Raw genomic sequence first — 21,737 nt, 5'->3', positions numbered from 1 at the left:
TCCTTCGCGCCCCCCTCTGTCCTGCCGGACATCTCCCCCACAAGGAGGGAGATTGGCAGCTTTGCCGACGGCTCACCTATTCCACCCTGCAGATTAGCGAAAGTCGCGATGACAGCCGATCTCCCCACCCGTGGGGGAGATGTCCGGCAGGACAGAGGGGGGCGCGACAGGATGCAACCTATGTAGATGCAGACTACGTAGACGACGCATCCACCGGCTTTTCGGCCGCCGCTTCCGCAGCCTCCCGCTTCTCGCGCGCCAGACGTTCCCGTTCTTTGCTGCGCTCGATCAGCCGGGCCGACCAGATTGAGACCTCGTAGAGAATGATCGTGGGGATGGCGAGGCCAATCTGGCTTATCGGGTCGGGCGGTGTCAGCACAGCCGCCACCACGAAGGCGATGACGATCGCCCATTTGCGCTTTTCAACCAGCGCCTCGGACGACAGCATGCCCACCCGCGCCATCAGGCTGGTCACCACCGGCAACTGGAACACCAGCCCGAAGGAGAAGATCAGCGTCATGATCAGGCTGAGATATTCCGACACTTTCGGCAGCAGCGAAATCTGCACCTGGTCGTCGGTGCCGGCCTGCTGCATGGCGAGGAAAAACCACATCACCATCGGCGTGAAGAAGAAGTAGACCAGCGACGCGCCCATCAGGAACAGGATCGGCGAAGCGATAAGGAACGGCAGGAAAGCGTTGCGTTCATTCTTGTAGAGGCCTGGCGCGATGAATTTATAGATCTGCGTGGCGATCAGCGGAAAGGCGATCACCATGCCGCCGAACATCGCCAGCTTGACCTGGGTGAAGAAGAATTCCTGCGGCGCCGTGTAAATCAGCTCGACTTTGTGCGGGTCGAGCCCTGCCCATCGGGTTGCCCATTTGAACGGGATAACCAACAGGTTGAACAGTTGCTTGGCGAAGAAGAAGCAGAACAGGAAGGCGACGAAGAACCCGCCGATCGACCACATCAGCCGCCGGCGCAACTCGATCAGATGCTCCATCAGCGGAGCCGCCGATTTATCGATCTCGTCCTTTTCCGAAATGCTCACTTGGCGGCTCCCGCCGTCTTTTTGGCGGCTGCAGGCGGCTTCTTCATCGCTGCCGGTGCAGGCTTCGGCTCGGCCTCTTTAGCTGCCGTCTTTGTGGCGGCAGGTTTTGCCGCTGCTGCCGCTGGCTTCGCTGCGGCCTTGGAGGCCGGCATCGCTTTCGCTGGCGCGGCCTTCTTCTTCGCTGCCGCGGCCTTTTGAGGTGCAGCCGGCGTCGCCGTCGCGACAGGCGGTGTCACCACCGACTCATCGGTCATCGCCGGGAACGTCGGCGCCGCCGGCGCCGCTTCCGGGGCGTTGACGCCCGGCAGCACCGTCGCGCCATTCTTCAGCTCGGTATCCTGCGGCGTCGAAGCAGCTGGCGTGGCCGGGTCGACTGCTGGCTTCGGCTTCATCACCGCGTCGACGCCTGAACGGACATCGGCTGCCGCCTGCTCGAACGGGCTGAGCTGTTTCCTGATCTCGGCGGCCGGGTTGAGGCTTCTGAGTGAATCGACCGACTTCTTGACGTCGTCAAGCTCGGCCTCCTTCAGCGCGTCGTTGAACTGTTTCTGGAAATCGGCTGCCATGCCGCGCATCTTCGCCGTCGTGCGGCCGAATGTGCGCAGCATCTTTGGCAAATCCTTGGGCCCGACGACCACGATCATGACGATCGCGATCACCAGCATCTCGGTCCAGCCGATGTCGAACATGGCGATGCGTTCCGACTAAAGTTTGGGCTCAGCTCTTGCTGGCCTTTTCCTTCACTGCCGAAACGGTTTCGTCGGCTCGGTGTTCAACGGTGCGCTTGTCCTCGGCAACCTCGTCGTCGGCCATGCCCTTCTTGAAGCTCTTGATACCCTTGGCCATGTCACCCATCAGCTCGGGAATCTTGCCGCGGCCGAACACCAGCAACACGATTACCAGCACGATCAGCCAGTGCCAAATCGAAAATGAACCCATAACAATCTCTCTCGAAAGTTTTCTCTGACGATGATCTATGCGCTTTCGCGTCGGGATTCAAACACAACCGCGACAGAGTTTTATAAATCAGTGGCCGAAGTCACGCACTTTCGGCGCCATAGCCCGCTACCAATCGGCGCAGCCGCGAAATACCAACGGCTTTCGGCACGTCGTTTGCGGTCAATCTTCCTCGACGCGCGGCGTCAACAAGCCGAGTTCCTCAAGGTCGATATCGGTTAGCGGATCCTCGTCGTCGGTCAGCGCATCCGGATCGGCCGGTGGCAGCGGAATGGTAAAATTCGACGGCATGCGGCCCGAAAGCAGCCCTGCACCCTTCAATTCGTCCATGCCGGGAAGGTCGCGGATCTCCTCCAGCGCGAAGTGGTCGAGGAAGATGTCGGTGGTGCCGTAGGTGACGGGGCGGCCGGGCGTGCGACGCCGGCCGCGCATCTTCACCCATTCGGTCTCCATCAGCGTGTCCAGCGTGCCCTTCGAGGTCTCGACGCCTCTGATATCCTCGATCTCGGCGCGCGTCACCGGCTGGTGGTAGGCGATGATCGCCAGCACTTCGAGCGCCGCGCGGGAAAGTTTCCTCTGCTGCACCGTGTCGCGGCTCATCAGGAAAGCGAGATCGCCGGCGGTGCGGAACGCCCAGGCATCGCCGACGCGCACCAGATTGACGCCGCGCCGCGCATAAATCTGCTGCAGTTCGGCCATCGCCGCGGCGATGCTGATGCCGTCAGGCAGGCGTGCGGCAAGCTGCTTTTCGCTGACCGGCTCGGCGCTGGCAAAGACGATCGCCTCGGCCATGCGCACGGCTTCCGCCATATGCAGCCGCTCGCCAGGATTCTGGGACAAGTTCTGGGCCTGGCTTTCTGCCGGTGCCCCGGCGAGCACGCCCTCTTCGGTCTCGTCGTCGACGTTGAACGGAATGACCGAAGCGTTGGCGCGTTCACTCATGATGCCACCTCGACTGCCCTGATGCCTTGCGCACGGCCGCGCAGATAGAGCGGCGCGAACACCTCGTCCTGCCGCATTTCCATTTTGCCTTCGCGCACCAGTTCCAGCGTCGCCGCAAACGAACTGGCAATCGCGGTACGCCGCTCGTCCGGGCCAGTCAGATATTCGACCAGGAAGCTGTCCAGCGCCGTCCAGTCGGCAAGCGAGCCGATCAGCCTGTTGAGGATATCGCGCGCATCCTTGAGCGACCACACACCGCGCCTGGCGATCGTCACATTAGTGATGGCCTGCTTCTGGCGTTGCGCCGCATAGGCGGTCAGCAGATCGTAGAGCGAGGCCGAATAGGCGTTGCGTTTCTCGACGATGATCATTTCCGGCATGCCGCGGGCGAACACGTCGCGTCCGAGCCGGTTGCGGTTGACCAGGCGTGCCGCCGCGTCGCGCATCGCTTCCAGCCGCTTTAACCGGAATTGCAGCACGGCCGCCAACTCCTCGCCGCTTTCGCCGTCGTCGCCGGGTTGCTTGGGGATCAAAAGCTTCGACTTGAGAAACGCCAGCCACGCCGCCATCACCAGATAGTCGGCGGCAAGCTCCAGCCTGAGCGCCCTCACCTTCTCGACAAAGGCCAGATATTGCTCGGCCAGCGCCAGGATCGAGATGCGCGACAGATCGACCTTCTGGTTGCGGGCAAGATGCAGCAGAAGATCGAGCGGGCCCTCGAAACCGTCGACATCGACGACCAGCGCGGGATCGCCGGTCAGCCGCGAATCGTCGTTCTCGGCCCACAGACGGTCCATCGGTGCGGCCTTGCCGGCCTTGTTGTCCAATGTTTCCGCCACTTCCTGTTGCTGTCCTTGGCTTCTATCTTCTTGTTTGACCATGATCTGTTCCGAACAACCGGCTCCCATTTTTCGGGATCAAGGTCTAAGCCACCGCATCGAAATAGGTGGCGAATTCGGCGCGTATCTCGGCTTCATCAGCCCGATCGCGGTTCTTAATATAGGTCAGCGCCCGTTGCGCGCGTTGCAGCGACGTGCCTTCAAGCCCCGTTGTGCGCGACGCAATGCCGGCCATCTCCTCGAAAACGCCATTGCAGTGAAGGACCAGATCGCAGCCCGCCGCAAGGATCGCGGCCGCCTTTGTCGGGAAATCCCCAGAAAGTGCCTTCATCGAGGTGTCGTCGCTCATCAGCAGCCCGTCGAAGCCGATTTCGCCGCGGATGATCTCATCGATGACCTTGCCGGATGTCGTGGCCGGGTTCTTCGGGTCGATCGCGCTGTAGACGACATGCGCCGTCATCGCCATCGGCAAATGATTGAGCTCCCTGAACGGGGCGAAATCATGCCGCTGCAAGTCGCTCATCGAGGCATCGACGGTCGGCAGTTCGAAATGCGTGTCGGCAAAGGCCCGTCCATGCCCGGGAATATGCTTCATCACTGGCAGCACGCCGCCCGACATCAGGCCCTCCGCCGCTGCGCGACCGAGTTCGATGACGGAGCGAGGCTCCTTGCCATAGGCGCGCGCGCCGATGACATCGCTGGCGCCCTCGATCGGAACGTCGAGCACGGGCAGGCAATCCGCCGTGATGCCGTAGCGCAGCAGGTCGAAGGCATGCAGCCGTGCCATCAGCCAGGCGGCGCGGTTGCCGGCGTCGTGGTCGTTGCGCCACAGGGCCCCGAGGGCGCCACCGGCCGGATAATTCGGCGCCAACGGCGGGCGCAGGCGCTGCACCCGGCCGCCTTCCTGGTCGATGAACACCGGGGCGTCCGGGCGCTCGATACAGTCGCGCATCGCGGCGACCAGATCGAGGATCTGCTCGGTCTCGCCGATGTTGCGCGCAAACAGGATGAATCCCCACGGGCATTCATTGCGATAGAAATTGATTTCTTCGCGTGTGAGCGATTTCCCGGCGCAGCCGAGGATCATGGATTTTGATTCGGTCATGGGCAGGAGTTTAGAGCTTCACGCGGACAAAGGGAATCGCATCGAACCACATGCGGCCAGGACCCCTTCCACACAAAGAACTCCCTTCCACAAAAAACCGGCGCGGTTCGTGACCGCGCCGGTTCTTTCCGCCCAAGGGCGGGAGACTTGAAATGTCTAGCGCGACACGAAGCAGTTGCCGCCGGCAGCCTTGTAGCTGGTGCACAGGTTGATCGCATCGTTGCGCGACTTCGCCGGGACGCGGACGCGATAGAACGTTCCCTTGCCGGCGATCTCGGCCTTGACGATGTTGGCGGTATGGCCGGAAAGCACGCTGCCATATCGGCGCTGCAGATCCTGATAGGTCGACTGGGCGCTTTCGACGGTCGGCTGCGAGGCGATCTGCATCGACCATGAGCCACCGCCGGTCGAGCCCTCCGCCGGATTGATGGACGCAACCTGGTCGGGCTTGACCTCGCCGACGACGTCGACCGGCTGGTCGGACGGACGCTGCGGCGCCACCGGAACCGAGGCCGGCGTATTGGCAGGCTGGGCGGTTTGGGCCTCAGCCTCAGGCGCGGCTGCCGGCGCGGCCGTCGGATTGACTGTTTCCGGCTTGGCTGTTTCCGGCTTGGCGGCTTCGGTCTGGTCGCCGCCCACTGGGTCGCCACCCAGTAGGTCGCCACTTGCCTGGTCGGCAACAGGCGGTACCGTACCGGTCTGTTCTGCATCTTCGGTCTGACCCGTCGGGGCCACATGCTGCGGCGCCGGATCGACAGGCTCGACGGCTGCCATCTGCGGTGCCGCAGGCGCCGGATCCTCGCGCGCAACCAGCGAGCCATCGGGTTTGACGACCATGGTTCTCACCTTGCGCGGCGCAACCGCAACGAGGTCGGGGTCGATGCCCTGGTCGGCCTCTTGCAGAACCTGGGCGATACGATCCTCGGATTTGGATGCCGGCACGGCGGCGACGTCGGCATTTCCGGCCGCTTGCGAGCCGAGGATCGCATTGGCGCCTTCAGCGGCGGCGGATTCGGCATTGCGGATCGCATCGGCGGCTTCAGCCGTGTCGATATCGTCGGGCGAAAGATCGACCACACGGCTCTGCGGCGGCTCCTTGGCCGCCACGTCCACCGGCTCTTCGGTGTTGGTGACCAGTTTTTCCTGGATCGGTTCGGCGGATTTTGCGCCACCCTTGGCCACGGCGTCATAGACCTTATTGTCCTGGTTCGGCACGACGGTGCCGCCCGGATTTTCCGGCCTGACCTTGATCGGTGCGTTGTCTGCCTTCACGATGACCGGCGCATCGGTGCCGCCGGTGCCGCCGAAAGACAGCGCGAAGGCGCCGAGACCGCCCGCGAGCGCCACGGCGCCGACGACCGCGGCGACCAACAGGCCGCGGCTCCGCGGCCTCGCGGCATCGTGCTCAGCCAAGCCGGGAACTGACATGGCCTCATCCAGTTCGGGGTCGTAGTCGAGTTCGTCCAAGCCAAAGTCGTCGGCCTGCGAAGCCGGCCGGCCGTTGGGCAAGTCGCCCAGATCGAAGCCACTGGCGGCATCGGCATAAGACGCACTGACAGACGCTTGTGCGGGTCTCGCCGCATAGGTCCGCGTTTCAACGCGGTCGGGCTCATAGCCTAACTGGAACCCGGCCGCTGACTGGAGCCCGGCCGCTGACTGAAATCCGGCCCCTGACTGAAATCCGGCCCCTGACTGAAATCCGGCATTGTAGGATTCGTCGTCATAGGCCGCGCTGCGCGCCGGGGCGGCAGCGACGTCTACGGCATTCATTTCCGTGAGAAGGCTGGCGAACTCCGTGTCGAGATCGTCATAGGCAGGCGCCGCCGGTTCGTCGTCATTGAAGTCGAGGTCCGGAATATCGAGGTCGTCCGCCAGCGCCACCACGCGCTCGGGCACATCGACCGTCTCGACATCGGGCATCTCGTCATACGCCGAAGACTGTTCGCTTTGCGCCGGCGCAGATGCCGCATCGGCGGCACCGTCTTCGGCCGGCTCATCCTGATAGGACGGTGCCGTAGCCAGTGGCGGTGTCGCTTCCGTGGTCTTCACCGAAGTCGTCGGCTGGGCTGCAAAGGCAGGCTGCGACTGTGCGACCGGCGTTACGCGGCTCCACGAACGGCCTGGCGTCGGCGGGGCGGAGGGTGCCGCCATCCAGCTGAGCGCATCAGCCGGATCCTGCTGGGGAGCGGCGGCTGCAACGTCATCGCCGTCGCCATGATCCAGACCGATGTCCTTGGCGAACGCGGTATGCAATGCGTCATCGTCGAAATCGACATCGGCCTGCCGGGCGGCATCTTCAGCGCTGAAATCCTGGCCCTCGAGCTCATTGAGGAGAACGCTATCGAGATCGGCGTCGGCGGCGTGAACCGCGCTACTATCCGGCGACCCCAAAAGGTCTTGCTCGTCGAGGCTCCAGTCCAGTTCTTCGACGGGATTCGCTGATTTGACGGCGACCTTTTCAGTCGCGGCTACAGGGTGCCGAACCATAGCGGGTTCGTTGGCCGCGGAGGCCGCCACGGGGGCAGCCCGTGTGCGCATGGTGCCCAACAGCGCGTTCAGCTCGTCTTCGAGGCTCCGCTCGTCAGCGATGGGGGCGGGCGCCGCCGGCTGGACTACGACGGACGGCGCCGTCGGTTGGGCAGCAACGCCGAAGGCCTGAGCAACCGGCTTTTCGGCTTCCTCGGCAAGCGCGTCTTCCAAGCTCAGGTCAAAATCGGCGTCGAACGCATCTTCCGGGGTCTCGGTGGAAGGCTCGTGCTTGGCGACGATAGCCTCTGGTTCGTCAATTTCTGGCTCGTCAATTTCGACCGGTTCAGCCGTGCGAACGTCGAAATCCATGTCGACATCGACCATGACATCGTCGAAATGGCCGGCAAAGTCCTCATCGGACTCGTCCGAAACAGCCCGAACAGGCGCAGCAGGAGCTTCAACAGCGGCCTGCTCCATCGGCCCATGTTCGTCGAGCATCAACTCGTCTTCGAGCGAGCTTGCGACGGCATTTTCGAATTCGTCGTCGAAGGCTGGTTCGGTGGCCGGCGCGGAAACGTCGGCGGGTTCGGCAGCCTGCTCCATCGGCACGTGTTCTTCAAGCATCAGCTCGTCTTCGAGCGAGCTTGCGACCGCATTGTCGAATTCATCGTCGAAGGCGGGGTCGGCAGCCGGCGCGGAGATTTCGGCGGCTTCGGCAACCTGCTCCATCGGCACCTGCTCGTCGAGCATCAGCTCGTCTTCGAGCGAGCTTGCGACTGCGTTGTCGAATTCATCGTCGAAGGCGGGTTCGCCGGCCGGCGCGGATGCATCGATGGCGGCAGTATTCTGTTCGGCCACGTCCGTCGCCTCGTCGTCGACCAGTAAATCCTGTTCGAGCGACGCGGCAAGCTCGTCGTTCCCAAGCTTGTCGTTCCCAAGCTTGTCGTTCCCAAGCTTGTCGTTCACTGGCAAATCGTCTTCGAATGGCGACACGTCTTCGAGCGAACTGGCAAGCGCATGGTCGAAATCGTCATCGAATGCAGCTTCAACAGCCGGCGCGGATGCTTCGGCAACACCAGAACGCGCGTCATCGGCAGCAACGGCATGGGCGGTTTCGTCCGCCGCACCGTCGTCCAGCAGGAAATCCTGTTCGAGCGACGCGGCAAGCTCGTCGTTCCCGAACTTGTCGTTCCCAAGCTTGTCGTTCCCTGCCAAATCGTCTTCGAATGGCGACACGTCTTCGAGCGAACTGGCAAGCGCATGGTCGAAATCGTCATCGAAGGCAGCTTCAACAGCCGGCGCGGATGCTTCGGCAACACCGGAACGCGCGTCATCGGCAGCAACGGCATGGGCGGTTTCGTCCGCCGCATCGTCGTCGAGCAGGAAATCCTGTTCGAGCGATGCGGCAAGCTCGTCGTCCACGGAGTCGGTGGCAGCCGGTTCGAAAGCCGGCTCGCGAATCTCGGCTGCGCCGTCGTTGTCGTCGGCGCCGAATTCGCCCATCAACTCCTTCTCGAGATCGATGTCGAAACCGCCCTCGTCCGCCGGCTGGCTGGCCGGGGCCGCCTTCGGCTGGGCCTGCGGCTTGACCGGCTGGCGCGGGTCGAACCCCATGATCCTGGTCAGTTCCGCGAACGGATCATCGTCGGCGATATCGTTTTGGGCGGCTGCTCTCAGCTGGGTTCTGTCTGCCATTATTGTTCCCGAACTCGCACTCATTCGGACGCCATGGACGTCGCGCAGGGTTGGCCCTTACCAGCGCAATGTGGGCAAAAGGTGACAGGTTTTTTAGTCAAACCTAACGCATTTCGGTGGGCGCATCGGCCCCGATCAGCATCAGGCCGGACGTCAAAACGTCCGAAACAGCCTGCACCAGCCCTAGTCTGGCATGCGTCAATTGTCGGTCGTTAACCTTAACAAACCGTAAGTCCGGATTCTCGGTGCCGCGGTTCCAATGTCCGTGGAAGCTGGAGGCGAGATCGTAGAGGTAGAATGCCAGCCGGTGCGGCTCGAGCGCAAGTGCCGCGGATTCAATCAGCCGCGGATATTCGGCAAGCTTCCTGATCAGGCCGATCTCGCCTTCGTCGGTCAGCGAAGCGGTGGCGGCGGCCAGCCGATTGCGGTCGAAATTGGCCTCGCCCAACTGTTCGCTCGCCTGCCGGAAAACCGAATGGCAGCGCGCCGAAGCGTACTGCACGTAGAACACCGGATTGTCCTTCGACTGCTCGGTCACCTTGGCGAAGTCGAAATCGAGCGGCGCATCGTTCTTGCGGTAGAGCATCATAAAGCGGATCGGATCGCGGCCGACCTCCTCCACCACTTCGCGCAGCGTCACAAAATCGCCCGACCGCTTCGACATGCGCACCGGTTCGCCCTCGCGAAAAAGCCTCACCAGTTGGCAAAGCAGCACTGTAAGCTTCACCTCGTCGCCGGAAATCGCCCGGGCGAGCGCTTCCAGGCGCTTCACATAGCCGCCATGATCGGCGCCAAGCACATAGATCAGCTCGACGAAACCGCGATCGACCTTGTCCTTCAAATATGCGACGTCCGCGGCAAAATAGGTGAAGGTGCCGTCCGACTTGACGAGCGCCCGGTCCATGTCGTCGCCGACCGCAGTCGAGCGGAACAGCGTCTGCTCGCGATCCTCCCAGTCGTCCGGCTTCTCGCCCTTGGGCGGCGGCAGCTTGCCCTTGTAGATATGGCCCTTGAGCGTCAGGTCGTTGATGGCCGAACGGATTTTCCGGGCGTTGTCGGCGTGCAGCGTGCGCTCCGAGAAAAAGACGTCGTGATGAACATTGAGCAGCGCCAGATCCTCGCGGATCATGGCCATCATCGCATCGATCGTCCTGTCCTTGACGATGGCAAGCGCTTCCTCGTCGGACAACTGCAGCAGGGAGCGGTCGAATTCGCTGGCCAGCGCCTGGCCGACCGGCACCAGATAGTCGCCCGGATAGAGCCCGGCCGGAATCTCGCCGATGTCGTCGCCGAGCGCCTCGCGGTAACGCAGCATGACCGAGCGGCCGAGCACGTCGATCTGCGAACCAGCATCGTTGATGACATATTCCTTGGTCACGTCATAACCGGCGAAGGCCATCAGATTGGCGAGCGCATCACCCACCACGGCGCCACGGCAATGGCCGACATGCATCGGTCCGGTAGGGTTAGCCGAGACATATTCGACATTGGCTTTCTTGCCGCCGCCGACCGTCGAGCGGCCGTAATCGCGGCCTTCGCCGAGCAGCACAGTCAGATGCAACTGCCAGAACGCGTCCTTGAGCCTGAGATTGACGAAGCCTGGACCGGCAACGTCCGCAGCGGCGATGTCGATGTCGGCGCGCAGCGCCTGCGCCAGCCTTTCAGCCAGTGCGCGTGGGGGCTGGCCGGTCGGCTTGGCCAGCACCATTGCCGCATTGGTCGCCAGGTCGCCATGGCTGGCGTCGCGCGGCGGCTCGACGGCGATGCGCGACAAGTCCAGCGAACCGCCGTCTTTGGCTTTTAAATCAAGCGCTTCGACAGCTCTGGTGATTCGCGCGTTGAAATCGGCGAAGATGTTCATTGGTGTAGCTCTGGGGTGTGGCTCTGGCGGCTTTGCAGGGATCCGGCTTATTGGCCGGCAAAATCGAGCTCGGCCTAGCTTAATTCGGGCGTATGGTCAAACAAACGGCGGTGTTCTTTCAAAGCGTAGGTATCCGTCATGCCGGCCAGGAAATCGGCGACGCTGCGCGCCTTGATGCGATCGTCGGCCCGGTCGAGCCCTTCGCGCCAGCCGTCGGGCATGGCGCGCGGATCGGCGAAATAGACCTCGAACAGGTCGTTGACGATCTGCTCGGCCTCGTTACGCACGCGCATGACCTCGCTGTGCCGGTAGAGATGCTTGTAGAGAAAGGCCTTCAATTCCTTTTCGAGCGCGGCCATTTCGGCTGAAAAGGTCACCATCGTCTCGCCTGCTGCCCTTACCGCGTCGGCGCTGTCCGGCTTGATGCGGGCCAGATTGGCGGTGGTGGAAACGATGACATCCTCGACCATCATCGTGATCTGCCGTCGCATCAGTTCGTGCCCTGTCCTCACATCGTCCAGCGCCGGATAGCGCTGGCGCACGCCTTCGAGGATCGAGCCGGGCAGCGAGACCTTTTCCAGCATGTCCAGCGTCAGGAAGCCGGATCTCAGGCCGTCGTCGATGTCATGGGTGTTGTAGGCGATGTCGTCGGCGATCGCTGCGCACTGCGCCTCGATGCCGGCGAAGCGGTCGAGTTCGAGGTCGTGCAGTTCCGAATAGTCGCGGATCGCTGGCGGCACCGGCCCCTTCAGACCCTTTCCGCTGGCGTCAGTCAGCGGTCCGTTGTGTTTTACCAGGCCCTCCAGCGTTTCCCAGGTGAGGTTCAGCCCGTCGAATTCGGCATAGCGGCTCTCCAGCCGCGTCACCACGCGCAGCGACTGTGCATTGTGATCGAAGCCGCCCCAGGCGATCATTTTCTCGTTCAGCGCGTCCTCGCCGGTATGGCCGAAGGGCGTGTGGCCGAAATCGTGCACCAGCGCCACCGCCTCGGCCAGGTCCTCGTCGCCGCGCAGCGCCCGCGCCAGGGCACGCGCTATCTGCGCCACCTCGATCGAATGCGTCAGCCGGGTGCGGTAATGATCGCCCTCATGCGCGACGAACACCTGCGTCTTGTGCTTCAGCCGGCGGAATGCCGTCGAATGGATGATGCGGTCGCGGTCGCGCTGGAATGGCGTGCGGGTCGGGCTCTCCACCTCGTCGAACAGCCGCCCGCGCGACTTCGCCGGATCGCAGGCATAGGCCGCGCGCGGCCGATAACCAAATCCGATGTCGCCCAACTCGTTTGTCATCGCCGCTGCCGCAGTTGACTTGCCCCCTCGCGCTTCATACCTATCATGTGAAACCGAAAGCAAGGTGACGCCCATGGGCGCTGATGCCAAGACCGCCATGAAAGTCGAGATGACCGACGCCGCCGCCAGGCGGATCGCAAAGATTGTATCTGGCGAAGCCGGCAAGACGGCGCTGCGCGTTTCGGTCGAGGGCGGCGGCTGCTCCGGCTTTTCCTATAAGTTCGACCTGGTCGAAACGCGCAACGATGACGACGTCGCCATCGAGAAAGACGGCGCAACCGTACTGATCGACGACCTCTCGCTGGTCTATATGGGTGGCTCGGTGATCGATTTCGTTGACGACTTGATGGGCCAGTCGTTTCAGATCAGGAACCCGAATGCGGTCGCCTCGTGCGGCTGCGGCACCAGCTTCAGTATTTAGAAATGCCTGCCATCGGCGCGGTCCGTCAGGTCGCGCTTTCAGCCGGGCGCGATCTCGATGCAACGCTGGCGTTCTGGCACGACGTGCTTGGCATGACGGTGCACGTGCGCTTCGATCCGCCCGGCATCGCCTTCATCATGGCCGGCGACGTGCGGCTGCTGTTCACCGATGGCCTGCCGGCCGGCACCGTCTATCTGGACATATCGGGCCTCGACGATTTCTACGCCTCGGCAAAAGCCGCCGGTGTCCCCTTCACCGCGCCGCCGATGCTCGTCCATCGCGACACCGAGGGCCTGTTCGGGCCGGCGGGGGAAAGCGAATGGATGGCCTTCCTAAAGGACCCGGCAGGCAATACGATCGGCCTCGTCGAACGCCATCCGCCGGAACAGCCCGAAACATCAGTGAGGCCGTCATGAAAATCGTCACCTGGAACATCAACGGCGTTCGGGCCCGCATCGGCAATTTGACCCATTGGCTGACGGAAAGCGCGCCTGATATCGCCTGCCTGCAGGAGATCAAGACTGTCGACGAGCAGTTTCCGCGCGCGGAGATCGAGGCGCTCGGCTACAACGTTGAAATCTATGGCCAAAAAGGTTTTAACGGCGTCGCCATCCTGTCGAAGCTGCGCTTCGACGAGGTCATCAGAGGCTTGCCGGGTGACGACACCGACGAGCAGGCGCGTTTCATCGAGGGCGTGTTCTCGACCGACAAGGGCGCGTTGCGCGTTGCGTCGCTCTACTTGCCGAACGGCAACCCGATCAATGACGAGAAAAAGTTCTCCTACAAGCTTTCCTGGATGGCGAGGCTGGAGCGCTGGGCCGAGGAACGGCTCATGCTCGAAGAGGCGCTGGTGCTGGCCGGGGATTACAATGTCATCCCCGAATACATCGACGCGAAATTCCCGGAGAACTGGCTGAGCGACGCGCTGTTCCAGCCGCAGACGAGGCAGGCGTTCCGCCGGTTGAAGAATCTCGGCTTCACCGAAGCGGTGCGCGCGGTCACCGACGCGCCGGACATCTTTACTTTCTGGGATTATCAGGCCGGCGCCTGGCAGAAGAACAACGGCATCCGCATCGATCACTTGCTGCTCTCGCCCGAAGCCGCCAACCGCTTTTCCTCGGCCTCGATCGAAAAGCATGTGCGCGCCTGGGAAAAACCCTCCGACCATGTGCCGGTGGCCGTCGAACTGGCTTTCGCGCCAATCTGATCATTTCGGGCTCGGACCGCCGGATTCCCGGTTGATGGACCGTCATATCGCCACAATCGGGGTTTCCGCTGCAATCCGGGTTCGGCCGGGGTTCAAGATGACGATCAGATTTGCGCTTTGCCCATCTGCCGCCGCGCTCGCCCTCGCGGCGACGCCGGCGTTTGCCGATCCTGAATGCCTGGCCAACGGAAAATCATTCCAGATCGGCCAGGTCGCCTGTCTGACGCTGTCCGGCCGGAGCCACCTCGCCCGCTGCGATATGGTGCTCAACAACACGTCATGGACAAAGATTCGGGACGAATGCCCGCGAACGACACTGGCGCCGTCGGCCACGCCGATTTCAACACCGGAGTCCGGTCTCGTTCCGACGGAACCCACCGACAACTGATCTTCCGACTTGATTTTTCGAAGTAGCCAGTCTTCCTGACTTATTGGCTTCCTCACTATCGGCTTCGTGGCTACTGGCTTCGTGGCTACTGGTCGCCGCCGCCCTTGGTGAGGATGTCGTCGGCCAGCGAAATCGCGGTGCGGCGGTCGGCCTCGCCCGCGGCGGCAAACGCCTCTTCCTGCATGCCGCGTATCCATGGCTGGTCGGAAGGTGAGGCCCGTTCGAGCGCCGCGGTCATCATCGCCAGCCCCCGAACGATCTTACCGCTCTGGAAAAGCAGATGGCCGAGCGTTGCCTGCGCGCCCGCATGGCCCTTTTCCGCGGCGAGTTGGAACCAGCGTCCCGCCTGCTTGATGCTGGCCTTGACGCCGCCCTTGCCATTCAGGAAGATCTGGCCCATCTCGAACTGGGCATTCGGGTTGCGGTAATTGGCGGCGGCGCGCATGTAATATTCCTGGGCCGCCACCTCGTTCTCTGTGATGGGGCTGCCGGGGATGCCCTTTCTCAAATAGTCGCCGAGCGCCACGAGCGCGTCCGACACATAGCTCTCTTCCGGCGAACCGGGCTCGACGTCCTGGTCGGCGATCTCGCTGAAGAACTTGAACGCCGCGTAGTCGTCGCGCTCCACGCCGTCACCCTCGGCATACATACGCGCAAGCTTCCAGGTGGCGCCGATCTGGCCGTTTTCGGCCGCGTATTTGTAGGCCTCCGCGGCCTGTTCCTTGCGGCCGTTCTTATAGGCGGAGAAGCCGAACTGAAACACCGCCCACGGGCTGGACTGCGGCTTCACGCCGGTCTTGTCGTCGAACACCTTGTCGTCGAAGGCCATGGCCTGGCCCGCGGCGCCCAAGGTCGCGCCAAAAGTGGCGATAGCGACCAGTGCCGAAAAGACAGACAACCTCAGCAACTCAGATATCCGCATAACAATGTGTTTCTTTCGCACCACCGGGATGGGTGACCGCGCCGTCGCGGGCAGGCCCCACCGTTTGTGCATATTTCCAGATCGCGCCCGACTGATAGTCGGTCGCGCGGGCCTTCCAGGCCTTTGCCCTAGCCGCCAGTTCGGTGTCGGACAGCGCCACCTCGATCGTGCCGTTCACCGCGTCGATCGAGATCAAATCGCCATCCCTGAGCAGCCCGATCGGACCACCCACGGCGGCTTCCGGCCCGACATGGCCGATGCAGAAGCCGCGTGTCGCGCCCGAAAAACGTCCGTCGGTGATGAGAGCCACCTTGCCGCCCATGCCCTGGCCATAGAGCGCCGCCGTCGTCGACAGCATTTCGCGCATGCCCGGACCGCCGCGCGGACCCTCGTAGCGGATGACGAGGACCTCGCCTTCGCTGTAGCTGCGATCCGTAACCGCCTCGAAACATTCCTCTTCCGAATCGAAACAGCGCGCCGGACCAGAGAATTTCAGCTCCGACATTCCCGCGACCTTCACGATCGCGCCTTCGGGGGCAAGGTTTCCCTTCAAGCCCACGACGCCACCCGTTTGGGTGATTGGTCGGTTGGCGGGACGGACCACATCCTGGCTATCATTCCAGGCTACGTGCTCCATATTTTCGGCTAAAGTGCGGCCGGTCACCGTCAGGCAGTCGCCATGCAGATAGCCGTGGTCGAGCAACGTCTTCATCAAGAGCGGAATGCCGCCGGCCTCGAACATGTCCTTGGCGACATATTTGCCGCCCGGCTTCAGGTCGGCGATGTAGGGCGTCTTCTCGAAGATCCTGGCTACATCGAAGAGGTCGAACCTTATCCCGGCCTCATGCGCGATCGCCGGCAAATGCAGCGCTGCGTTGGTCGAGCCGCCGGTGGCCGAGACCACGGTCGCCGCATTCTCCAGCGCCTTCAGCGTGACGATGTCGCGCGGGCGGATATTCTTTGCGATCAGCTCCATGATCTTTTCGCCGGAGGCGAAGTTGAAGCGGTCGCGCATCTCGTAGGGCGCCGGTGCCCCGCAGGAATATGGCAGCGCCAGACCGATGGCCTCGGCGACGGTGGCCATGGTGTTGGCGGTGAACTGGGCACCGCAAGAGCCGGCCGACGGACAAGCGGCTTGTTCGATTTCGAGGAGTTCGGCGTCGCCGATCGTGCCGACCGAGTGCTGGCCGACAGCCTCGAACACATCCTGCACGGTGATCTGCCGGCCCTTGTAGGAACCGGGCAGTATCGAGCCGCCATAGATGAAGATCGACGGCACGTTGAGCCGCACCATGGCCATCATCATGCCGGGCAGCGACTTGTCGCAACCGGCAAGGCCGACCAGCGCATCGTAGCAATGGCCGCGCATGGTGAGTTCGACCGAATCGGCTATGACCTCGCGCGACACCAGTGACGATTTCATGCCCTGGTGGCCCATGGCGATGCCGTCCGTGACGGTGATGGTGCAGAATTCGCGCGGCGTGCCGTTCGCCGCGGCGACGCCCTTCTTGACCACCTGCGCCTGGCGCATCAGCGAGATGTTGCACGGTGCCGCCTCGTTCCAGCAGCTCGCGACACCGACCAGCGGCTGCGCGATCTCGGCCGCCGACAATCCCATCGCATAGAGATAGGAGCGGTGCGGCGCGCGCGCCGGACCGACGGTCACATAGCGGCTGGGCAGCTTGGCCTTGGAGATGACTCTGGCGCTCATACTCTTCCTTGCCGCGGGCGGTGCGACCTGCCCCATTGCCGAGCCTCTTTGGGCACGTGTTCCGGGACAAATTCGAGTGCGCCGGGTTTATGGCGGGAAATAGGCAATCTCCCCGGGCGTGCTTGTGCTGCGAGGGTTGCTCAGAAACTGTTGCCAAAACGTCACAATCGCGGGAGGCAGAGGGGCCGCGTTTTTGTAACGCCGCCTGCATGTCGGGAAGCCGCTCGAACAAAAAAAGCCGGGCAATGCCCGGCCTTTTTGCTATTGAAAACTTATATTTAGAACTTGACCTTAACCGAAGCTGAGCCGGCAAGGAGCAGATCGTCGTCGTATGTGTAGGTGACGGCATTTGCCGTGTCGCCAACACCGGTGAAGGTCGACGACCCACTGGTCAGAACACCGATCGAACCACCAAGTCTGACCTCGATCTTGTCGTTCGGCGAATAAGAAATGCCGCTGGCCACGGACCAGGTGTCCGACTGATAGCCGGAGGTCGTCGAGGTTCCACGATCCCAGGTCAGCGAAACCGCGCCAGACAATTGGTCGGAAAACTTGTGAGCTATGCCACCCGAAACTGTCCAGCCGTCGCGATAAAGCAGGTCGAAAGAAACGGGCGAGGGAGCGCCGGTCACCGGACTGCGCACGCCATTGATGGGAATGACGCCAAGCCTGCTCCATTCCTGCCAGCGGATGGAACCAAAGGCCAGCCAGCCAGGCGCTATACCGCTCTGCAGCTTGAGTTCCACAGCTTGGGGTATCTCGGCCGAGGCGGAGACAGGGAAGACCCCGGTAGCGCCTGGAATCAGATCCGCCGGAAAGGCGCCCCTAAAACCGGTGGTGTCGACAGTTCCCGACAGCTCGTCATATTTGTAGCTCGAAGAGTACATCAGGCTTCCGCGCAAGGCGATTTCGGGAATTTCATAGGCGGCACCAACACGCCAGCCCCACGCCTCGTCTGAAAGCTGGAACTTGCCGATGCCGGTATTGCCGAAGGCCAGCAAGGTCTGCCGCGACAGGAATGCATCAACCTCCTGGTAGGAGACGCCGCCGATGAACCGCATCGAGCCCTTGCCAACATTTACCTTGTAGGAGCAGGTAAGGCCGAAATCATTTGTTTTGACGTAGTATTCGACCGCCGTTGGCGAATAGGCGTTGTTCATTCCGAAGTCTGCCTCCGCACCATACGGTTCCGTATAGGTGGCAAGGCAATCCACAGGTTCAAAGAGGTTGGCCTTGATACCGATGCGCGGCACCGCATAGTCGCCACCAACGTCCACTGACGAAGACGACAATCCCGAGCCATCCAGGCGCTGCACGTTCTTCAGCGTACGCTGTGGCGAAACATAGGTGACGCCAGCGTCGACCGAATATGGCGCGGCATCAAACAACTGGTCGATGTTGACGCCGCCCCGGTCGAAACCGCCCGCGTTCGCAACGCTCGAAATCAATAGCGAAAAGCACCCCGTCCCCAGCAGCGCTTTCAGACGCAAATTGTTCACGAATCTCCTCCCGAATACGAATGGGATTAAGCTAGAACCAATTCAGGTTAACGGCGCAACAATGAATTCCCGATGCGTACATGTACACCTTCGCCGACCGCATTTTAGACAAAGTGACAGCTTTTCTCGCAAAGCCGGAAAACGGCCCGTTTGGTTGCAAATCGACAAAAAATCCAGAAAACTCGCGTGGAACGACGCCAAAACGGCCGGTTTTGCGAAGACAAGGCCACATTGTTACATTATGGCAACAATGGGGCTAAAACATTCCGTTTACGTCAAGATTTACGCTGCGTAACGCCTATTCTCGCGGCAGGAAGCCGTCCGAAAAGCAAGTTCGCAGGACTCGCGAATCCTGAGCATCGGACCCAAATGCGGAAGCCGGTTTTGGCCAATCCGAACCTCAGCCAATTCGATTCTCGAACACCAGAATAAGTCAACCGGCTTCGCGCACTCGTGTCAGCGCTACCGAAAGCTTTTCTTGCGCCTCGCGATACTCGGCGAGTTTTTCGCGCTCGGCTTCCACGACATCTTCCGGCGCGTTGGCGACGAATTTCTCGTTGGACAGCTTCTTGTGCAGGCGGGCGATCTCCTCGGTCACCTTGACCAGTTCCTTCTGCAGCCGCGCCGCCTCGGCGGTAAGGTCGATCAGGCTGCCGAGCGGCAGACAGATGGTCGCCTCGTTGAGCACGATCTGGGCGGAGCCCTTAGGCGCCGTATCGACCAGCGAGATGTCGCCGACCCGCGCCAGTCGCTTGATGGCCGATGCCTGTCGCTCAAGCCTTTCGTGGGTCGCGGTATTGGCGCCGATCACCATCAGGGGCGCGATCGCGGCCGGCGGCACATTCATTTCCGAGCGCACGGAGCGGATGCCTGAGACGAGCTCGACCAGCCAGTTGATGTCGGCGGCCGCTGCCTGATCCTCAAAGTCTGGCGACGGCCACGCGGCATGGCAAAGCAGCGACGGCCGTTCCTTGCCCTCGCCGGCGGTCTCAGCCCACAGCTCTTCGGTCATGAATGGCATCATCGGATGCAGCAGCTTATAGATCTCGTCGAGCACGAAGGCGACACAAGCCCGGCTTTCGGCCTTGGCAGCCTCGTCCGGACCTGTGAACACCGGCTTCAGCAGTTCCAGATACCAGTCGCAGAACAAGTTCCACACGAACCGGTAGGCCGCACCTGCAGCCTCGTTGAACCGGTATGAGGTGATGCCTTCGGTGATTTCGCGCGCGGCGCGTGTCAGTTCGGTCAGGATCCAGCGGTTGACCGCCAGCTTGGCGTCGTTCAGCCAGAACTCGTCGTTCCTCGCGACGACGTTCATCTCGGCAAAGCGCGTCGCGTTCCATAGCTTGGTGCCGAAGTTGCGGTAGCCGGCGATGCGGGCCGGATCGAGCTTCACGTCGCGTCCTTGCGCGGCCATCACCGTCAGCGTGAAGCGCAGCGCGTCGGCGCCGTATTCGTCGATGAGATCGAGCGGGTCGATGACGTTGCCTTTCGACTTCGACATCTTCTGCCCGTTCTTGTCGCGCACCAGCGCATGGACATAGACGGTGTGGAACGGCTCTTCGTCCATGAAGTGCAGGCCCATCATCATCATGCGGGCGACCCAGAAGAAGATGATGTCGAAGCCGGTCACCAGCACGTCGGTCTGGTAGTAGGTTTTCAGTTCCGGCGTCTGGTCCGGCCAGCCAAGCGTCGAGAACGGCCACAGCGCCGACGAGAACCATGTGTCGAGCACATCCTCGTCGCGGGTCAGGATCTCGCCCGGCTTGAAGTTCTCGAGCTTGTCCTCAACCCAGGCCTTCCATGGCCCTTCCAGCGCCAGATAATATTCGACGGCGGCTGCGAGCGCCTCCTCCTCGGTCTTCTCGACGAAGACGCGTCCATCCGGTCCATACCAGGCCGGGATCTGGTGACCCCACCAGAGCTGGCGCGAAATGCACCAGGGCTGGATGTTCTCCATCCAGTCGAAATAGGTCTTTTCCCAGTTTTTCGGCACGAAATTGGTTCGGCCCTCGCGCACCGCACGAATAGCCGGTTTGGCGAGCTCCGCCGCGTTCGCATACCATTGTTCGGTCAGGAACGGTTCGATCGGCACGCCGCCGCGATCGCCATGCGGCACGGCATGGCGATGCGGCTCGACCTTTTCGAGGAAACCGCCCGCCTCCATCAGCTCGACGATCTTCTTACGCGCGACGAAACGATCGAGGCCGTTGAGTTCATCCCAGACGGCCTGGCGCTCGGGCGTCACCTCCAGCCCGGCGAGAAAGTCGTCATTGTCCGTGAGGGTGACCGCCGCCTCTACGGTGAGGATATTGATCGCCGGCAGCTTATGGCGCCTGCCGACCTCGAAGTCGTTGAAGTCGTGGGCCGGCGTGATCTTGACCGCGCCGCTGCCTTTCTCCGGATCGGAATATTGGTCCGCCACGACCGGGATCTTGCGGCCGACGATCGGCAGGACGAGGTTCTTGCCGACCAGATGCCGAAAACGCTCGTCGTCGGGATGCACCGCCACCGCCGTATCGCCCAGCATTGTCTCGGGGCGTGTCGTTGCCACGGTGATGAAGGTTTTAGGATTTTCCGGATCGAAAACCTCGCCCTCGACGGGGTAGCGGAAATGCCAGAGGTTGCCGTTGACCTCCTGCTGTTCGACCTCGAGGTCGGAAATCGCAGTCAAGAGCTTCGGGTCCCAGTTGACAAGGCGCTTGTCCTTGTAGATCAGGCCTTCCTTGTAGAGCGTGACGAACACTTCGAGCACCGCCTTGGATAGGCCCTCGTCCATGGTGAAACGTTCTCGGCTCCAGTCGGCCGAGGCCCCCAGCCGCTTCAACTGGTTGAAGATCGCGCCGCCGGATTCAGCCTTCCACTCCCAGACTTTCTCGATGAACTCGTCGCGCGTCAGGTCGCGGCGGTGGACCTGCTTCTCCATAAGCTGGCGCTCGACCACCATCTGCGTAGCGATGCCGGCGTGATCCATGCCGGGCTGCCACAGCACGTTCTTGCCGCGCATGCGCTCGAAGCGCACCAGAATGTCCTGCAGCGTGTTGTTGAGCGCATGGCCCATATGCAGCGAGCCGGTGACGTTCGGTGGCGGGATGACGATTGTGAAGGCTTCCGCACCCTCCTCGGCGCCGGCGCCGGCACGAAACGCGTCGGCCTCCTCCCAGATTTTGGCGATCTTCGGCTCGACGATTTTAGCGTCGTAGGTTTTTTCGAGCATAGGGAAATGGTCCGAGCTGTCGGGTTTTTGCTGGTCCGGTGTAAATCGGAAGGTCTTGGCCAAGTCAACCGCGAGGCGGCAGGCGAGCGGGCTCGCCTGCCATACAGATAGATCTGACAAGATCACAGGCAATGCCACTGCCGGGGCCGTAGGCATTAAATCGC

Annotated in this window: 17 protein-coding genes; 4 read left to right on the top strand and 13 right to left on the bottom strand. The window is 62.2% G+C overall.

From position 1 onward, the window contains the following. Positions 1–193 precede the first annotated feature (193 nt). The 9 genes from tatC to ACWTU7_RS26860 all read right to left on the bottom strand — a co-directional run bounded on the left by tatC (position 194) and on the right by ACWTU7_RS26860 (position 12,208). Positions 194–1,003, bottom strand: a complete 810-nt coding sequence (gene tatC / locus ACWTU7_RS26900; RefSeq protein ID WP_455840924.1) for a twin-arginine translocase subunit TatC — start codon at positions 1,001–1,003, stop codon at positions 194–196. 44 nt (positions 1,004–1,047) lie between these two features. Beyond that, a complete protein-coding gene (gene tatB, locus ACWTU7_RS26895) occupies positions 1,048–1,740 on the bottom strand; it encodes a Sec-independent protein translocase protein TatB (protein ID WP_455840895.1) in 693 nt (230 codons plus the stop codon). A gap of 28 nt (positions 1,741–1,768) precedes the next feature. After that, positions 1,769–1,990 carry a twin-arginine translocase TatA/TatE family subunit gene (locus ACWTU7_RS26890; RefSeq protein WP_029353164.1) on the bottom strand — a complete coding sequence of 74 codons (222 nt, stop codon included), beginning with the start codon at positions 1,988–1,990 and terminating at the stop codon, positions 1,769–1,771. A 180-nt stretch (positions 1,991–2,170) separates the two neighbouring features. After that, the gene (scpB, locus tag ACWTU7_RS26885) at positions 2,171–2,950 is read right to left on the bottom strand and encodes an SMC-Scp complex subunit ScpB (RefSeq protein WP_455840894.1); all 780 of its coding nucleotides are present in this window, start codon (positions 2,948–2,950) and stop codon (positions 2,171–2,173) included. After that, entirely contained in the window at positions 2,947–3,747 is an 801-nt protein-coding gene (locus tag ACWTU7_RS26880) for a segregation and condensation protein A (protein WP_455840923.1), read from the bottom strand. The genes scpB and ACWTU7_RS26880 overlap by 4 nt, the downstream gene beginning before the upstream one ends. A 127-nt stretch (positions 3,748–3,874) precedes the next feature. Then, the gene (nagZ, locus tag ACWTU7_RS26875; RefSeq protein ID WP_455840893.1) at positions 3,875–4,894 is read right to left on the bottom strand and encodes a beta-N-acetylhexosaminidase; all 1,020 of its coding nucleotides are present in this window, start codon (positions 4,892–4,894) and stop codon (positions 3,875–3,877) included. A gap of 156 nt (positions 4,895–5,050) precedes the next feature. Continuing rightward, the gene (locus ACWTU7_RS26870; RefSeq protein ID WP_455840892.1) at positions 5,051–9,058 is read right to left on the bottom strand and encodes an SPOR domain-containing protein; all 4,008 of its coding nucleotides are present in this window, start codon (positions 9,056–9,058) and stop codon (positions 5,051–5,053) included. Positions 9,059–9,161: 103 nt separating this feature from the next. Then, positions 9,162–10,919, bottom strand: a complete 1,758-nt coding sequence (gene argS / locus ACWTU7_RS26865) for an arginine--tRNA ligase (RefSeq protein ID WP_455840891.1) — start codon at positions 10,917–10,919, stop codon at positions 9,162–9,164. A gap of 74 nt (positions 10,920–10,993) precedes the next feature. Beyond that, positions 10,994–12,208: a deoxyguanosinetriphosphate triphosphohydrolase gene (locus ACWTU7_RS26860; protein ID WP_455840890.1), complete on the bottom strand. Its 1,215-nt coding sequence runs from the start codon at positions 12,206–12,208 to the stop codon at positions 10,994–10,996. 73 nt (positions 12,209–12,281) lie between these two features. Between ACWTU7_RS26860 and erpA the strand changes: the two genes are divergently transcribed. The 4 genes from erpA (at position 12,282) to ACWTU7_RS26840 (ending at position 14,224) form a co-directional block, all read left to right on the top strand. Beyond that, on the top strand, positions 12,282–12,629 hold the full coding sequence (gene erpA / locus ACWTU7_RS26855; protein WP_029353177.1) for an iron-sulfur cluster insertion protein ErpA: 348 nt from the start codon (positions 12,282–12,284) through the stop codon (positions 12,627–12,629). Positions 12,630–12,631: 2 nt separating this feature from the next. Further along, the gene (locus tag ACWTU7_RS26850; protein ID WP_095521446.1) at positions 12,632–13,045 is read left to right on the top strand and encodes a VOC family protein; all 414 of its coding nucleotides are present in this window, start codon (positions 12,632–12,634) and stop codon (positions 13,043–13,045) included. After that, entirely contained in the window at positions 13,042–13,836 is a 795-nt protein-coding gene (xth, locus tag ACWTU7_RS26845) for an exodeoxyribonuclease III (RefSeq protein WP_029353180.1), read from the top strand. Before ACWTU7_RS26850 ends, xth begins: the two co-directional genes overlap by 4 nt. Positions 13,837–13,933: 97 nt before the next feature. Next, positions 13,934–14,224, top strand: a complete 291-nt coding sequence (locus tag ACWTU7_RS26840; RefSeq protein WP_455840889.1) for a hypothetical protein — start codon at positions 13,934–13,936, stop codon at positions 14,222–14,224. A gap of 85 nt (positions 14,225–14,309) precedes the next feature. Here ACWTU7_RS26840 and ACWTU7_RS26835 read toward each other — a convergent pair whose 3' ends face one another. The 4 genes from ACWTU7_RS26835 to ACWTU7_RS26820 form a co-directional block, all read right to left on the bottom strand. Next, positions 14,310–15,146, bottom strand: a complete 837-nt coding sequence (locus ACWTU7_RS26835) for a tetratricopeptide repeat protein (protein WP_029353183.1) — start codon at positions 15,144–15,146, stop codon at positions 14,310–14,312. Beyond that, complete coding sequence (ilvD, locus tag ACWTU7_RS26830; RefSeq protein ID WP_455840888.1) at positions 15,133–16,857, bottom strand: dihydroxy-acid dehydratase; 1,725 nt, start codon at positions 16,855–16,857, stop codon at positions 15,133–15,135. Before ilvD ends, ACWTU7_RS26835 begins: the two co-directional genes overlap by 14 nt. Positions 16,858–17,135: 278 nt before the next feature. Further along, entirely contained in the window at positions 17,136–18,356 is a 1,221-nt protein-coding gene (locus ACWTU7_RS26825) for an OmpP1/FadL family transporter (RefSeq protein ID WP_455840887.1), read from the bottom strand. 433 nt (positions 18,357–18,789) lie between these two features. Then, positions 18,790–21,573 carry a valine--tRNA ligase gene (locus ACWTU7_RS26820; protein ID WP_455840886.1) on the bottom strand — a complete coding sequence of 928 codons (2,784 nt, stop codon included), beginning with the start codon at positions 21,571–21,573 and terminating at the stop codon, positions 18,790–18,792. Positions 21,574–21,737 lie beyond the last annotated feature (164 nt).

This window comes from Mesorhizobium sp. BHscii (assembly GCF_053848065.1).
The sequence above is the reverse complement of the archived record's forward strand: the minus strand, read 5'-3'. Positions and strand labels throughout refer to the sequence as shown.

Excerpts from the sequence above, each read along its gene's own strand:
- ACWTU7_RS26870 (WP_455840892.1), bottom strand. The coding sequence starts at position 9,058 with ATGGCAGACAGAACCCAGCTGAGAGCAGCCGCCCAAAACGATATCGCC.
- ACWTU7_RS26880 (WP_455840923.1), bottom strand. The coding sequence starts at position 3,747 with ATGGACCGTCTGTGGGCCGAGAACGACGATTCGCGGCTGACCGGCGAT.
- nagZ (WP_455840893.1), bottom strand. The coding sequence starts at position 4,894 with ATGACCGAATCAAAATCCATGATCCTCGGCTGCGCCGGGAAATCGCTC.
- ACWTU7_RS26860 (WP_455840890.1), bottom strand. The coding sequence starts at position 12,208 with ATGACAAACGAGTTGGGCGACATCGGATTTGGTTATCGGCCGCGCGCG.
- ACWTU7_RS26820 (WP_455840886.1), bottom strand. The coding sequence starts at position 21,573 with ATGCTCGAAAAAACCTACGACGCTAAAATCGTCGAGCCGAAGATCGCC.
- ACWTU7_RS26890 (WP_029353164.1), bottom strand. The coding sequence starts at position 1,990 with ATGGGTTCATTTTCGATTTGGCACTGGCTGATCGTGCTGGTAATCGTG.
- ACWTU7_RS26835 (WP_029353183.1), bottom strand. The coding sequence starts at position 15,146 with ATGCGGATATCTGAGTTGCTGAGGTTGTCTGTCTTTTCGGCACTGGTC.
- ACWTU7_RS26850 (WP_095521446.1), top strand. The coding sequence starts at position 12,632 with ATGCCTGCCATCGGCGCGGTCCGTCAGGTCGCGCTTTCAGCCGGGCGC.
- ilvD (WP_455840888.1), bottom strand. The coding sequence starts at position 16,857 with ATGAGCGCCAGAGTCATCTCCAAGGCCAAGCTGCCCAGCCGCTATGTG.
- xth (WP_029353180.1), top strand. The coding sequence starts at position 13,042 with ATGAAAATCGTCACCTGGAACATCAACGGCGTTCGGGCCCGCATCGGC.
- argS (WP_455840891.1), bottom strand. The coding sequence starts at position 10,919 with ATGAACATCTTCGCCGATTTCAACGCGCGAATCACCAGAGCTGTCGAA.
- ACWTU7_RS26840 (WP_455840889.1), top strand. The coding sequence starts at position 13,934 with ATGACGATCAGATTTGCGCTTTGCCCATCTGCCGCCGCGCTCGCCCTC.
- erpA (WP_029353177.1), top strand. The coding sequence starts at position 12,282 with ATGGGCGCTGATGCCAAGACCGCCATGAAAGTCGAGATGACCGACGCC.
- tatC (WP_455840924.1), bottom strand. The coding sequence starts at position 1,003 with ATGGAGCATCTGATCGAGTTGCGCCGGCGGCTGATGTGGTCGATCGGC.
- tatB (WP_455840895.1), bottom strand. The coding sequence starts at position 1,740 with ATGTTCGACATCGGCTGGACCGAGATGCTGGTGATCGCGATCGTCATG.
- scpB (WP_455840894.1), bottom strand. The coding sequence starts at position 2,950 with ATGAGTGAACGCGCCAACGCTTCGGTCATTCCGTTCAACGTCGACGAC.